Genomic DNA, 13,052 nt, shown 5'->3' on the forward strand with positions numbered 1-13,052 from the left:
GTTTTTCAAGAAGTTGAGTTTTTTGTTTAAACTCTGTACTTATATTTGGTATAATTACCTCCTAGCTAAAAATATAAATGTTAAATATTTATTAATGATGTTAGCATATCTAGCAACATATGTCAAATTCTTCATCATCAGGCAATGGCTTCCTTTTTTCGTTACAAAGCCCTACACAACTTTACACGGAAAGCTTTAGGAGCTCACCAAAAGCCTAAACTTGCTTGAAAATCAAGTTACTTATTGAGTAGTATGAAGTTTAATAAAAGAAATTGAATATGACGGAATGGCTAATATCTAACCAACTTATTGATTATAACAATGCTGTAGAATTCATGGAAGCAAAAATTCAACAAATTTACAATAATTTATCTGATGAGCTAGTATGGCTGCTCCAGCACCCTCCACTTTATACTGCAGGAATCGGTGCAACAGATGATGACATTATTGAAAAATTATTTCCTATATATAAAACAGGTAGGGGTGGTAAATATACATATCACGGACCAGGGCAGCGCATTATATATTTAATGCTAAATCTTAAAAAAAGAAACAAATGTGACATAAAACTATATATCAGAGACCTAAGTAATTGGATCATAAATGTTTTAAAACACTTTAATATACTTGGGGAATTTAAGGAAGATAGAATAGGCATTTGGGTGAACAACAACGGAGTAGAAGAAAAAATAGCAGCTTTTGGCATTCGCTTGAGAAAATGGGTAACTTATCATGGCATAGCACTTAATGTCTCTCCAAACCTTTCCCACTATGAGGGTATTATTCCTTGTGGACTAAAAGATTACGGCGTTACATCAATGGAAAAACTAGGAGTAAAAGTTCTACTTTCTGAACTCGATGATATACTAAAAAAAGAGTTTTATAAGATATTTTAATGATCATTTACCTTTTATATTTTATTTTCACTTTATGTGCTAACACACAACTGTACGAACGTTGTAGTTTGGGAGCAATTCCCACCAGTGGGGTGTGCCCAGACACTGGGATCCAGCTTCTATGCAACTTAATTAAAAACGTTTGTTTTAGCGTAAGACAACTACCTTTAGCTCATCAGCTCAGTTATAAGCAAAATTTCTGGATTCCAGTGTCAAGCACTGGAATGACACCATTTGCTGTCTTCAAAAATGAATGTTCGTACAGCTATGGTGCTAACACAGATATTCATGCAATGGACCAAGTTGATATTATTGCTCCTTCTTCGAAAGGAAAAGAATCAGATCTGCCTACTATAAGAGAATACGTAAAAACTTTGGATTTTAATCCTCACATTTCGGAGAAAATATACAGTAATGACAACCCATTTTATTCTAACTCTGATGAGTTTAGAGCGAATGATTTGGTTAATGCGCTCACTGATGATAGCAAAATAATTTGGTGTATCAGAGGAGGAGAAGGGGCTTCTCGGCTAATTCCTTACCTAGAAAAGCTGCCCGATGATAAAAAAGAAAGAATTGCTCAAAACAAAAAAATTCTTATAGGCTATAGTGATATCACTGCTTTACATATTTATCTGCAAGTTAAATATGATTGGCAAACTCTTCACGGTACCATGTTGGAAATGATAGTAAATAACTCTGTTGCTGAAAGCTCTGTTGAAAAATTAAAAGAATTAATTCTTAACCAACACAACTCTATCAGATTTGACAACTTAAAGATGATAAATAATGGAGTTAGACTAAAAAATGGCAGATTAGAGTCTAAAATCATCGGTGGTAATATGACTTTGGTTGAAAATAGCATAGGAACTGCTTGGCAAATAAACGCAAAAAACAAAATTCTATTTTTAGAAGACATAAAAGTTTATCCATATTCAATTGAGCGCAGTCTAGATCACCTAAAACAAGCTCATATTTTTGATGGAGTAGATGCAGTAATCTTTGGAGACTTTATTAACTGTTATAATGATAATCTTGTCGAAATTGTAAAAGAAAGGTTTGCAAAAAGTGTCAACTTTCCAGTATTTACAATGAAAGGAGTAGGCCATGGACATATAAATGACCCTTTACCTTTCAACACTCACACTATCATCAGCATTCAAAACGAGAAGGAGTTTATGGATGTGCAACAGTTATACAAGTAGCTTTATCTAACACTCCTTTCATTCCAGCATCTTCGTTGTCATCCGAGTAGCCTCTTTGGTGTCATTCCAGTGCTTGACACTGGAATCCAACTAAGTTGGTAAACACGAAAGCGCTTTTTTTTGACGGAATTGCACAAAAAAAACTGGATGCCAGTGTCAGCTACTTGCATGACATCTTCAACTCTGTACAGATGTGCGTAACGCGCTCTACTATAAAGCAGCTTCTCGCTGTTCATTTGTTGTTAAGACGGCCGATGATTTTTCTGCTCCATCAACTTTAGTACTAGGCTTTAACAATTCATATGTAGCACAACCAACTACCAGTGCTGCTGCTGTAACTGCAACCACTGCTATAACTATAGGTATCAACTGAACTGCAATTGTTCCAGTTGTAAAAAGTGCCACTGCTATAGCAGTGCCTAATAATCCAGTTACTCCACCGGCAATCATTGATTTATTACACGCTTTCACAAAAGGGCCCCTTCCTGCCTCTAATAGAGCTTTTATTGCGTTTTTACCCTTAGCATAACCTTCAGCACACTTTTTAATATATTCCTTAGCACGACCTAACGTAGTCTTTCCATATTCATCTACTGCGTTAACATTTGCTCCTGCTTGGATTAAAACCTCTATTGTCTTTTCGTGACCATTACAAGCAGCGAAATGCAAAGGAGTCATATCGAGGTAACCTTTCTCATTAACATTTGCTCCTTTTTCTAGTAAAACCTCTACTGTCTTTTCGTGACCATTACAAGCAGCGAAATGCAAATGAGTTGTATCGAAGTAACCTTTCTCATTAACATTTGCTCCTTTTTTTAGTAAAATCTTTACCATATTTGCGTAACCATTCCGAGCAGCGAAATGCAAAGGAGTCATATCGAAGTGACCTTTCTTATGAACATCTGCTTCTTTTTCTAGTAAAATCTTTACTATATTTGCGTAACCATACTCAGCAGCTATCGTTAATAACGTAAATTTCATCGATGAGAGGGAAGAATTAAATACATAATTTACATCAGATCCATTGCTCTCCCACTTTTGATATAGACCTTGATCCTGTTCCTTTAGTTCTGTTTTTATTTTCTCAATTATATTATCTTTATCTAAATCTTTCTTATCGTTAATTGTTCTCAGTACTTTTTTCAGTGATTTATATGGCATAATTTTACCTTCAATATTAAACAATATGTTTAATTATTACATAATTATGATGAAAAGTCAACTCAAATAAGCTAATAACCGGGATTGTGAATAGTAAATTAGATTCAAATAGCCTCTTTGTGTTATTTCAGTGTTAGACCTTTTCATATCCTTACAAGCAAATTAATGTTATCCTTTTATTGCTAATCTAAAGTTTTTTATGTTCATACACTTGCGTGTTCATAGCGTTTATTCTCTGCTTGAGAGTTCGGTTAAAATTGAGGAGCTGATTGGTCTTTGTTTGCAGAACAAAATGCCGGCAGTTGCAGTTACTGATTCAGGCAACTTATTTGGCTCACTTGAATTTGCAGAATATGCAGCTAATAGGGGAATACAGTTAATAATAGGATGCAATATTATCGTTCGACACTTAGAACAAAATTTATCAATACTGCTACTTGCAAAAAATGAACAAGGGTACACTAATTTAGTCACCTTGGTGAGTGAGTCTTTTAAAAAGCGCAAGAATAACAGCGATATTCCTTACGTTGATTTTGATGAGCTATTAAATTTAAGTTCAGGCTTAATCGCCTTAACTGGTGGATATGACGGCATATTGGCTCAACTGTTATTGAAGCAAGACAAAGAAACGGTTGAAAAACTGCTTTCAGCATTCGATGGTCATTTATATGTTGAATTGCAGCGTCATGGGCTGAATAAAGAGCTAGAGCTTGAAGAAGCTTTAATAGATTTTGCTTATCAGCGCAATATACCACTAGTTGCAACGAATGATGTGTTTTTTTCAAATAGATCTGATTATGAAGCTTATGATATATTAACGTGCATATCGGAGGGCAGTTATGGCCTGGAGAATAACAGAAAGAAGTTAACTACCGAGCATTACTTCAAATCTGTGGAAGAAATGGAGGAACTGTTCAGCGACATTCCCGAAGCAATTTATAACACTTTAGTGATAGCTAAGCGGTGCTCTTACATGCCAAGAAGCAGGCAGCCTATCTTGCCTAAATTTCCTTGTCGAGAAAATAAAACTGAGAATGAAGAACTGAGGGAGCAGGCAGTTGCAGGATTAGAATTCCGCATTGCAAATGAAACGGACATAGACCTTAAACAATACTACGATCGGCTGAATTACGAACTAAGCGTAATAACTTCGATGAACTACGCTGGCTACTTTTTGATAGTTTCTGATTTTATTCGTTGGAGCAAAGCAAATGGCATTCCAGTTGGACCGGGAAGAGGTTCTGGTGCTGGATCAATTGTTGCTTGGAGCTTGCAGATTACAGATCTTGATCCAATAAAATTTGGTCTGATCTTTGAAAGATTTTTAAACCCTGATCGTATATCAATGCCTGACTTTGATATCGATTTCTGCCAAGAGAAAAGGGACCTGGTTATTGATTATGTTCAGAAAAAGTACGGTTATGTTGCTCAAATAATCACTTTTGGAAAATTGCAAGCAAGGGCAGTATTGCGTGATGTTGGTAGAGTATTGCAAATGCCTTACTCTCAAGTGGATAAAATATCTAAAATGGTTCCATTTAATCCAGTAAATCCTGTAACTTTATCGCAAGCGATAGAGCTTGATCAAAACCTGCAGAAAGAACGAGATAGTGATGAGGTAATTGCAAAGCTTCTTGATATATCACTAAAGCTCGAAGGAATATATCGTCACGTTTCAACTCATGCTGCTGGAATTGTAATATGCGATCAAAAATTAGAAAATTTTGTTCCCGTCTATTATGATCCAAATTCGGCTCTGCCAATCACTCAATACAGCATGAAATATGTAGAGAAAGCTGGGTTAATAAAATTTGATTTTCTTGGACTTGGTACGCTAACACTAATAGATCATGTATGTCGTTTAATTAATCGTGATGAAAAAAAATTTGATATTTCCTCGGTTTCTTTGATTGATCAAAGAACCTATGAAATGCTCTCAAGAGGTGATTCAATCGGAGTGTTTCAGCTTGAAAGTTCGGGAATGAGAGAAGCTTTAATCAAACTAAAGCCAGACTGCATTGAAGATATCATCGCTTTAATTTCTCTTTATCGCCCAGGGCCTATGGATAACATTCCAACTTATGTTGCAAGAAAGCATGGACTTGAAAAGCCAGATTACATTCATCCATTGCTTGAGAAGGTGTTAAAAGAAACATTCGGAGTAATAATCTACCAAGAACAGGTAATGGAAATAGCGCGTATTCTCTCTGGATATAGCTTAGCAGAGGCGGATTTACTCAGACGTGCCATGGGTAAGAAAATTAAGGAAGAGATGGATAAACAACGTGAACTTTTTGTTCAAGGAGCAACAAAAAACGGTGTTGATTACGACAGGGCAAGTTATATTTTTGATCTTGTTGCAAAATTTGCTGGTTATGGATTTAATAAATCCCACGCTGCAGCATATGCGATTATATCTTACCACACAGCTTACCTTAAGGCTAACTACCCGCTAGAATTTTTTACGGCCTTGATGAATCTCAATATTGATGATAGAGACAAACTGAATTTGTTTTATCATGCTGCAAAATTCAGTGGAGTTGCTGTTCTTTCGCCTGATATCAGCAAATCTAAGGCTGAATTTTCAATAGAGGGTGAGCACATACGCTACGGAATTGCTGCTTTGCGTAATGTTGGTTTTGCTATAGCAGAAGGAATAGTAAATGCACGCTCAAGTTCTTATAAGGACATATGGGAATTCATTCAAAATTTGGGGCATATAATAAATAAAAGGGCATTAGAAAGTTTAATTAAATCTGGAACATTCGATAGTGTGCACCAAAATAGAAAGCAGTTATACGAGTCAATAGACACATTGATTTACTTTGCAAATAAAAATAGGCAGTCAAATCAAGCTGTTTTATTTGGCAATCTTGATGTCCTCAAGCCAAAACTTGAGAACGTGGAAGATTTTAATGAAGAGGAAAAATTAGAGCATGAGTTGTTTTCACTAGGGTTTTATTTAACTAATCACCCGCTTAAAAAATTTAAAACTCTTTTGAAAAAATTAAATATTGGGTTTATCGGAGAGAGTAAGACGATAAAAACTGCTGGTGTAATATTAAATGTGCGTATGAGAACCTCAGAACGTGGAAGATTTGTTATCCTAACACTTTCTGATCCCCACAATGTTTCTGAAATAGCATTCTACAATAATGAAATAATAGAAGAAAAAAGGAATCTATTTTCACCTGGAGCATTTGTGATAATTGATCTTGAAATTTCAGAAAACACAACGAGACTATCAGGAAAGGACATATCTGAATTTACAGAGAAGGTTACTTCTCTAATGAAAGGATTAGTTTTAACTGCTGTATGTGCAGACTCGCAAAAAGTTGCTGAGGAGTTGAATTCAGTATTGAAAAATGGAGGCAAAACCAAAATAATGCTAAAGTTTCTTCTCGAAAAACATAAAGTCAGCATCTTGTTGCCAGGTGCATATTCAATCACCCCCCAAGCTATTTATGAAATATCTCACTTAAGTTGGATTGAAGGCGTAGAAATTAATACAAATAACTTGCTTATATAAAAAAGTTTTATATAATAAAGTGTTTAATTGATATTAAAGGAAGATATAGTGAATCTCTATGAATTTACTTTTATAGCACAACCGAACTTATTGCAGCAAGAAGTAGAAGAAATGGTCCAAGAATTGGCTATTTTGTTGAAAAATATTAAAGCAGATGTTATTTCTCAGGAGGTTAAAGGTCTCATAGAAAGAGAACATAGCACAGTTACAAAACAAGAGCTAGAGGCAAGTACTGAAAGCATTAAAAAAAGTCTGATTGTTTACTCTGATTTTTTGGAAACTCTGACAAAAATTTTATGGTTTGAATTGGAAGAAGATTTTTCAAATTTAAAAGAAATAAAGTCAAGAATCGATAAAGAATTGAAAAATGAACTAAGTGATACGGGAATAAAACAAAATTTTATGGACCTTCCAGGAGCTAAAACTAAAAGTGCATTTATCTATAATGTAGTAAATGCTTTTAAGGAAAATATTTCACAACATCTAATAAAGCCCCTTCAAGAGGTTTTAAAAAGTTTTAAAATAGTAGACTCAAATCAATTGAGTAAAACGCTGGAAGTGCTTTTGAAAAATATTGAAGCTTCAGGATTGATAAAATATGAATATTGGGGTCTATTGGATTTTGCATACCCAATAAATAAGATGAAAAGTGGTCATTACTGTATGATGTGTATAAGTTTTACTTCAAGCATTATGGATGAATTTGAGCGTAGAGTAAAACTGAATGAGAATATTATTCGCCACTTGTCTGTACGGGTTAATGAGTTTTTTAAAGGTAAATCTTACATGATGGATAAACAAATTGAGGAGAAAAGTGCATAATGATGAAAAGACGAAATAGTTTTAATAATTCTTACGTGTCTGTAAATAACAGAACTGGCTTTAGGCGTCCTAAGGTCTGTCCTCTTGCTGCATCTAAAGATGAGGACATAGACTATAAGAATATAGATTTATTGTCCAAATTCACCTCTGACTATGGTAGAATATTACCTAGAAGGTTAACAGGTATGTGCGCAAGAAAACAAAGAAAGTTGCGCTTAGCAATTATAAGAGCACGCTTTTTAGCTCTTGCTCCTTACTGTACTAAAAAAGTTAGGTAATTTATGTTAATAATTTTAAAGGAAAATATAACAACTTTAGGTAAGATTGGTGAAGTTGTCAAAGTTAAGCCAGGTTATGCACGTAATTTTCTTTTTCCACAAAAAAAGGCGATAAAAGCCACTAAGGAAAATTTAATAAAGTTAGAGGAACAGCGTTTATTATTGGAAGAAGAAAATACCAAAAAATTAAATGCAGCAAAAGTGCTTGCATCATCACTGCATGATAAATTTATTATATTAATAAAGCAAGCTTCAGAGGATGGAAAGATTTTTGGCTCTGTAACCACACGTGAAATTGCAAAAACTTTATCACAAGAAGGATATGATATAAGTCATCATAGTTTATCTTTTGGTGGAATAAGTATCAAAAATTTGGGCGAGTATCAAGTGAATATAGAATTACATAGTAAAGTGATAGTGCCAATTACTATATACGTTGTCAGATCTGAGAAAGATGCACATGAATTGAGGCAAGTAAAGTTGCAAAATCAGAAATCTGAGCAACAAGAAGATACAAATAACGAATAGCAGTGAATAAAATATTTCAACTACTCCTGTCATTCCAGTGCACTTTTTTTCTGTCGTCCCAGTGTTACACACTGGGATCTAGCATGTTCAAAGATAAGACAGGGATCATCTAATGATCCCACGCTATAGCCGCAAAGAAATCTCTTCCATTTGGGAAGAAAAAAATAAGTTCAACATATGGCTCAAAATAGAAAAATTAGCATGTGAAGCTCAAGCAAAATTAAAAGTTATTCCAAATGATGTTGCTGAAAAGCTCTCTGGTGCTATTGAATTTGATATTGAGCGTATTAACGAAATTGAATCCATTGTAAAACATGATGTTATAGCTTTTTTGACATATATTGCTGAAAAAGCGGGAGTTGATGTTCGTTATCTCCATTACGGAATGACAAGTTCTGATGTTTTAGATACATGCCTTGCAGTGCAGTTGAAAGAGTCATGTGATATTTTACTCAAGAATCTAAAAAATTTACTTATAGTATTGAAAAAAAAAGCTGAGGACTATAAAGATATTGTTTGTGTTGGGCGCAGTCATGGAATGCATGCAGAACCAATAACTCTTGGGTTAAAATTTGCTAGATTTTATGCTGAATTTAAACGCAATTATCAGAGATTAATTAGCGCGCAAAAAGAGATCTCAATTTGTAAAATATCAGGTGCAGTAGGTAATTTTGCAAATATTAATCCATTTGTTGAAGAGTATGTAGCGAAAGAAATGGGACTCATACCTGAAACCATATCGTCTCAAGTCATCCCTCGTGATAGACATGCCATGTTCTTTTCAATTTTGGGAGTAATTGCAAGCTCAATAGAAAATATTGCAATTGAGATTCGTCATTTGCAAAGAACTGAAGTCGGCGAAATCTCTGAATATTTTTCCACTGGGCAGAAGGGAAGTTCTGCTATGCCGCATAAGTGTAATCCTATTTTAAGTGAGAATTTGACTGGGCTCTCACGCTTAATACGCAGCTATGTTTTTCCTGCATTAGAAAATGTTGCACTATGGCACGAACGAGATATATCGCACTCGTCTGTGGAAAGGTGCATTGCTCCTGATGCTTGTATAGCAATGGATTTTGCTTTAGTACGATTAACAGATTTGATAGATAAATTGGTGATCAATAAGGAAAATATTGAAAAGAACTTAAATTCTTCAAAAGGCTTGGTTTTTTCACAACGTGTATTGCTTGAGTTGGTAAGTAGTGGTTTAACTAGGGAAGAGGCATATAAAATTGTTCAGAATAATGCAATGAAAGTAAAGCAAGATAACAGTGATTTTCTGTTCGAATTGAAACAAGATAAATCCTTGCATGGAATTATTGACTCTGAAAAACTTGAGTCTTTGTTTGATTTGAAGTATTATATGAAACATATAGATTACATATATAGCAAGGTTTTTAATTAGGCTGAGTAGCTCAGTGGTAGAGCAGGAGGATCATAATCTCTTGGTCGGGGGTTCAAATCCCTCCTCAGCCACTCAAGCTAAACTATGGTTTGGCAAGAGCAGCGCATTTGACAAAATAACGTGATTCATTGTCCAATTAACTGAAGTTTTTTTTTCAGTTGTTCATATAGTATATGGAATAATGTATGTGAAGTGATAAAGATACAACATTTGTTGTATCTATTCAGGGAAATGGCTAATGATATCCGTTCAAGAAAGTGGTAAGGTAGATGAGAAAAGACAACTAAATGAATTTCATCCGAGTAGCTAACACTGGCATCTATATAAAGACAATCTAATGCACTCATTTAAAGTGAAGTTTTCTGGATCCCAGTGTCTAGGCACTCGGATGACAAGAAAAGAGTTGACTTGAATGACACTGAATAGGCACTGGGACAGAGGCTACTTGAATAATATTTCACCATGTCATTCCAGCACTTGATGCTGGAATCCAGAAGTTTTTTGAGCACAAAAGTCATGCTAAGTTTTTGTTGTTAAGAAAGGCTGGATAGCTACTTGAATGACACCATTTGTTACTGTGTTTTTGTCTATCTTATTTTGCTACCCTACTGAACGAATACACAAAATCTAACTTTTTTCTATACAACCAGCTAGGTCAAGAAAGGTGAATCTATCTCTTGTTGCAAATGTAAGATTGACTACCTTGCAATATTGCTCTTTGTTCCAATTAAGATGCTCCGGTAAGTACGGAATTGATAGATCTTCAAATACTTTCTGCAGGTGTTTTGCAGATAGTAAATTTTGCTTAATTAAACTAGAAATATTACTCCATTCTTTGCAAATAATCTCTTGAATTTTTTGCTGCATAATTTGCTTCTGCTTTAGAATTTTTATAAATTCGGTATTACCAAAGCACTGAGTTATATGTTTTACATCTAAAGTGATCGGTTTGGTAATCGGGTTTTGTATTGACAATATCTCCTCTTGCAAGTTAGCCATAGTAATCGTCGTAACAGCAATTTTTTCGCCATGTAACGAGGAGGAATAATCTTTTGTTACCGTCTCCATTGCATGAGCTATCATATGTTCTCCTTGGCTTGCAGAGTAGCTGCCTTTTGACATCACCATTCCAAGTCCTGAAATCAATAAGGCTTCCATAAGTAATAAAACTACTCTTTTATCTTTTTTAGCAAGTGCCAAGTGTTCTCTGAGCAAAATTTCCTCCAGATCCCGAACAAGTTTAAAGGGGAGTTCATTATATTCTGTGCCAAGTAATAGATTAGATAATAGCCAATCGGCTTGTACTGTTGAACGGCAGATGAAATCTGCAAATCCACTTAATGTGAGGCGTAGTGGTGCGTTGACAATTATATCGGTATCAATGTATATTGCCTTTGGAAGATGTGCTCCGAACGATTTTTTATATCCATCAACTAATATTGAAGCGTTTGCAGAGCTATATCCATTCATGGAAGCAGCTGTTGGAAAGGATATGTAGTCTTTGCCTTCTAAATAGCTTGCGTACTTACAGATATCATTAACAGTGCCACTGCCAAATGCAACCATTAAGTCACTATCTTTTGCTTTATTTCTAACTAGGTTTACAGCTTGGAGAGAAGCAGCTCTGTTCAGTCTATTTGGTGTCATCCAAGTAGCGTGACACTGCGATCCATCATAGTCACGCACTGGAATGACAGGTGTGGCTGGAATAATTAAATGAGAAACTTTATTAAGTATGTTTTTGTTTAAAAGTTTTGCTGTATTTTCATCTGCAATCAGAAAAATGTCATTTCCGTATTGTCTACATATTTCATAGATATTATCAGCAAGTACTGTTACTTCCCTTATAAGAACTTGTTCTGTGTGCTGTAATATTTGTTTTAAATATCGCATAGAATGTTTACAATACGGTAATGTTAGTATTTCAAGATTGATATGAAGATTGACCCTGTAGAACTAACTAAGAAATTAATTTCTTTTAAAAGTATAACACCAAAAGACGATGGGGCAATAGAGCATATAGCAGCCATTCTCAAGAAAAGTGGTTTTGAATGTGAGATTTTAGAGTTTGGTGATAAAGTTAAAAATCTTTATGCGAAATATATAAATGGAGTACCAAACTTGTGTTTTGCTGGACATGTTGATGTTGTACCACCAGGTGAGTTAAAAGATTGGATATCTGATCCATTTAAGCCAGAAGTTAGAGATGGAATGCTATATGGAAGAGGAGCAGCTGATATGAAAGGCGGAGTAGCTGCATTTATTGCTGCTATCGTAGATTCAGTTGCAGGTAAGTTTCGATTCAGCGGTTCAATCAGTGCATTGATTACCAGCGCTGAAGAAAGCACGGAAGAACATGGAACAAAGGCCATTTTGGAATGGATGAAAAGCAAGCAAAAAAAGATAGATTTTTGTATAGTTGGAGAACCAACGAGTAGTGAGAAATTAGGTGATACCATAAAAATAGGTAGAAGAGGTTCTGCAACATTTAAATTGATTTGCCATGGTAAACAAGGGCACGTTGCCTACCCAGATCTAGCAGATAATCCAATATATAAAATGGTATCGATACTAAGTAAGATAAAAGATACCACTTTTGATACTGGTAATAAATACTTTCAGCCTTCACATTGCGAAATTACTACTATCGACGTTGGAAATAATACTAATAATCTAATACCTAGTTCAATAGCAGCAGGTTTTAATGTTCGATATAACAATACACAAACACCAGACGTTTTATATAAGATGATTGATGCAATATGCACCAATGTGACTAACGATTATAAACTGTCTATGCAGAGCAGCAGGGACGTTTTTCTCTCTATTCCTGATAGAAATACTGATATTATGCTTGATGCGATAAATAAAATTACCGGTATTGATGCTGTGCTGAGTACAAATGGTGGCACATCTGATGCTGCGTTTATTAAGGATATTTGTCCAGTAATTGAATTTGGTATGATCAACAAAACCGCACATCAGGTAAATGAATGCGTATCAATAGACGATATACATAAATTAACAGCTATATATAAGGAGTTTATAAAAAATTATTTTTACCCCAGTAATAAAATATTAAACCAAATCAATGTAATTGGTAATACGCCTGATGGTCCATTATTAGCTTGAGGTGCAGTTGCATAGAGAAGAAAACTTACTAGACACATTTTACTAACCCCTTATTATAATATTAAGGGTATTTTTGACTCAAAACGTATCCGTTCA

The 13,052-nt window shown here is 34.8% G+C and carries 10 protein-coding genes and 1 tRNA gene; 9 read left to right on the forward strand and 2 right to left on the reverse strand.

Translation table 11 applies throughout. The features are described 5' to 3' along the window. Window positions 1–278 precede the first annotated feature (278 nt). Window positions 279–896 carry a lipoyl(octanoyl) transferase LipB gene (gene lipB, locus OM962_RS04200; protein ID WP_264330912.1) on the forward strand — a complete coding sequence of 206 codons (618 nt, stop codon included), beginning with the start codon at window positions 279–281 and terminating at the stop codon, window positions 894–896. A gap of 293 nt (window positions 897–1,189) precedes the next feature. Next, window positions 1,190–2,101 (forward strand): LD-carboxypeptidase, encoded by a 912-nt coding sequence (locus tag OM962_RS04205; protein ID WP_264331015.1) that lies wholly within the window; start codon window positions 1,190–1,192, stop codon window positions 2,099–2,101. 210 nt (window positions 2,102–2,311) lie between these two features. Here the strand turns inward: OM962_RS04205 and OM962_RS04210 are convergent, their stop codons facing one another. Further along, on the reverse strand, window positions 2,312–3,262 hold the full coding sequence (locus OM962_RS04210; RefSeq protein WP_264330913.1) for an ankyrin repeat domain-containing protein: 951 nt from the start codon (window positions 3,260–3,262) through the stop codon (window positions 2,312–2,314). Window positions 3,263–3,461: 199 nt separating this feature from the next. Between OM962_RS04210 and dnaE the strand changes: the two genes are divergently transcribed. The 6 genes from dnaE to OM962_RS04240 all read left to right on the forward strand — a co-directional run bounded on the left by dnaE (window position 3,462) and on the right by OM962_RS04240 (window position 9,895). Further along, entirely contained in the window at window positions 3,462–6,791 is a 3,330-nt protein-coding gene (dnaE, locus tag OM962_RS04215; protein WP_264330914.1) for a DNA polymerase III subunit alpha, read from the forward strand. 48 nt (window positions 6,792–6,839) lie between these two features. Then, window positions 6,840–7,613 (forward strand): 30S ribosomal protein S6, encoded by a 774-nt coding sequence (gene rpsF / locus OM962_RS04220; RefSeq protein ID WP_319606755.1) that lies wholly within the window; start codon window positions 6,840–6,842, stop codon window positions 7,611–7,613. Further along, window positions 7,613–7,891, forward strand: a complete 279-nt coding sequence (rpsR, locus tag OM962_RS04225) for a 30S ribosomal protein S18 (RefSeq protein WP_264330916.1) — start codon at window positions 7,613–7,615, stop codon at window positions 7,889–7,891. The genes rpsF and rpsR overlap by 1 nt, the downstream gene beginning before the upstream one ends. 3 nt (window positions 7,892–7,894) lie before the next feature. Continuing rightward, a complete protein-coding gene (rplI, locus tag OM962_RS04230; RefSeq protein WP_264330917.1) occupies window positions 7,895–8,419 on the forward strand; it encodes a 50S ribosomal protein L9 in 525 nt (174 codons plus the stop codon). Between the two features lie 112 nt (window positions 8,420–8,531). Next, window positions 8,532–9,824, forward strand: coding sequence for an adenylosuccinate lyase (purB, locus tag OM962_RS04235; protein WP_264330918.1), 1,293 nt, complete (start codon window positions 8,532–8,534; stop codon window positions 9,822–9,824). Then, a tRNA-Met gene (locus OM962_RS04240) sits at window positions 9,824–9,895 on the forward strand. The genes purB and OM962_RS04240 overlap by 1 nt, the downstream gene beginning before the upstream one ends. A gap of 556 nt (window positions 9,896–10,451) precedes the next feature. Here OM962_RS04240 and OM962_RS04245 read toward each other — a convergent pair. Further along, entirely contained in the window at window positions 10,452–11,717 is a 1,266-nt protein-coding gene (locus OM962_RS04245; RefSeq protein WP_264330919.1) for an iron-containing alcohol dehydrogenase, read from the reverse strand. A gap of 42 nt (window positions 11,718–11,759) precedes the next feature. Between OM962_RS04245 and dapE the strand changes: the two genes are divergently transcribed. Further along, the gene (gene dapE, locus OM962_RS04250) at window positions 11,760–12,956 is read left to right on the forward strand and encodes a succinyl-diaminopimelate desuccinylase (protein ID WP_264330920.1); all 1,197 of its coding nucleotides are present in this window, start codon (window positions 11,760–11,762) and stop codon (window positions 12,954–12,956) included. The last annotated feature ends 96 nt before the right edge of the window (window positions 12,957–13,052 follow it).

It is taken from the genome of Wolbachia endosymbiont (group B) of Erebia ligea, from assembly GCF_947179575.1.
In the GTDB taxonomy this organism is placed as follows: domain Bacteria; phylum Pseudomonadota; class Alphaproteobacteria; order Rickettsiales; family Anaplasmataceae; genus Wolbachia; species Wolbachia pipientis_C.

What these genes read in the sequence shown, in the direction of transcription:
- lipB (WP_264330912.1), top strand. Translation starts at nt 279, where the DNA reads ATGACGGAATGGCTAATATCTAACCAACTTATTGATTATAACAATGCT.
- OM962_RS04205 (WP_264331015.1), top strand. Translation starts at nt 1,190, where the DNA reads ATGGACCAAGTTGATATTATTGCTCCTTCTTCGAAAGGAAAAGAATCA.
- OM962_RS04210 (WP_264330913.1), bottom strand. Translation starts at nt 3,262, where the DNA reads ATGCCATATAAATCACTGAAAAAAGTACTGAGAACAATTAACGATAAG.
- dnaE (WP_264330914.1), top strand. Translation starts at nt 3,462, where the DNA reads ATGTTCATACACTTGCGTGTTCATAGCGTTTATTCTCTGCTTGAGAGT.
- rpsR (WP_264330916.1), top strand. Translation starts at nt 7,613, where the DNA reads ATGATGAAAAGACGAAATAGTTTTAATAATTCTTACGTGTCTGTAAAT.
- rplI (WP_264330917.1), top strand. Translation starts at nt 7,895, where the DNA reads ATGTTAATAATTTTAAAGGAAAATATAACAACTTTAGGTAAGATTGGT.
- purB (WP_264330918.1), top strand. Translation starts at nt 8,532, where the DNA reads ATGATCCCACGCTATAGCCGCAAAGAAATCTCTTCCATTTGGGAAGAA.
- OM962_RS04245 (WP_264330919.1), bottom strand. Translation starts at nt 11,717, where the DNA reads ATGCGATATTTAAAACAAATATTACAGCACACAGAACAAGTTCTTATA.
- dapE (WP_264330920.1), top strand. Translation starts at nt 11,760, where the DNA reads ATGAAGATTGACCCTGTAGAACTAACTAAGAAATTAATTTCTTTTAAA.